1 protein-coding gene is annotated in these 1,579 nt (G+C 61.9%); it reads left to right on the top strand.

Features of this window, described 5'->3' with window-relative positions; translation table 11 throughout:
* A partial coding sequence (locus QZY44_RS08135) for a tetrathionate reductase family octaheme c-type cytochrome (RefSeq protein WP_295444799.1) occupies positions 1-1,512 on the top strand: 1,512 nt, incomplete at its 5' end.
* Positions 1,513-1,579: the final 67 nt, after the last annotated feature.

Below are 1,579 nucleotides of genomic sequence, written 5' to 3'. Positions count from 1 at the left end.
GTTCTCAAAGGACCGTTCGCGACCGGTCAGGAGGTCACCAAGGCGTGCCTCACTTGCCACACCGAGAGTGGCCGGCACTTCATGAAGAACATCCACTGGACCTGGGACTACACCAGCCCGGAGACCGGCCAACGACTCGGCAAGAAGCATCTGGTCAACAACTTCTGCACCAACGCGCGGGGCAACGAGGGCATGTGCGCCCAGTGTCACGCCGGTTACGGCTGGAAGGACGAGACCTTCGACTTCGCGAACCAGGACAACATCGACTGCCTGGTCTGTCATGATCATACCGGCACCTATTACAAGAGCCCCAATAGCGGCGGCAACAAGAGCTGCGCTGTGATGTTCGAGGGGCTGGCCCCCCTGGATCTGGCCCGGATCGCCCAATCAGTGCAATTGCCCGAGCGCGCCAACTGCGGCACCTGCCACTTCAACGGTGGCGGCGGTGACAACGTGAAGCACGGCGACCTGTCCTCGGCCCTCAAGCACCCGCCTCGCAGTCTTGATGTGCATATGTCCGCCGATGGGCAGAACTTCGCCTGTACCGCCTGCCATGTCACCAAGAACCACGTCTGGGCCGGCAGCCGCTATGACGTTATTGCCAAGGACACCGCCGGTGCCGGCCGGCCCGGTCAGCGCCGCGATGTCGCCACCTGCGAGTCCTGCCACAGCGCCACGCCTCACCCAGCGGACTCTGTCAAACACATCAAACTCAACGATCACGTCGCCTCGGTGGCCTGCCAGACCTGCCACATCCCGCGCTTCGCCCGCGGCGGGGTCGCCACCGTGATGGATTGGGACTGGCGCACCGCCGGCAAGACCAGGAACGGCGAGGGCTACCATGAGCACGGTTACACCCAGGGCAACGGGGAGGAGCGCTACACCTACAAGTCCATCAAGGGTAGTTTCACCTATGGCGAGAACGTCATCCCCGAGTATGGCTGGTTCAACGGCCAGATGCGCTACACCACCATCGACACCCACTTCGACCTGAACCAGCAACCCATCCCGATCAACGGCTACCTGGGCTCGCGGGCCGACGGGCACTCGCGCATCTGGCCGTTCAAACGGATGCACACGTGGCAACCCTTGGACACTGGCAATGGCACTCTGGTCTATACGCACCTGTGGGGAGAGGACACCGACGCGTACTGGGGCAATTATGACATGGGCAAGGCGATTGCCCGCGGAATGAAAGACTTCGGGCTCGACTACTCGGGCCAGTTTGACTTCCTGCAGACGGTCTCCTATTGGCCTATCACCCATATGGTAGCGCCCAAAGAGGACGCACTCGCCTGTGGCGACTGTCATATGACGAACGGTCGCCTGAGTATGGTGACCGGAGTCTATCTGCCGGGACGGGACCGTAATCGCTGGGTTGATCTGGCCGGCATGATCCTGTTCTTCGGCACCGTTGGCGGCATCCTGTCGCACAGCGTGATCCGCGGCCTGAGCCGCTTCAAGAACCGCCGCCTCAACGGCCAAGACCACACCGGGGCCAACCAGCCATGAGTATCCGTTCAGTCCTGATCTACACCATCTTCGAGCGCTTCTGGCACTGGGCACAGATGACCCTCAT

It is taken from the genome of uncultured Thiodictyon sp., assembly GCA_903837595.1.
Taxonomy (GTDB): domain Bacteria; phylum Pseudomonadota; class Gammaproteobacteria; order Chromatiales; family Chromatiaceae; genus Thiodictyon.
The sequence above is the reverse complement of the archived record's forward strand: the minus strand, read 5'-3'. Positions and strand labels throughout refer to the sequence as shown.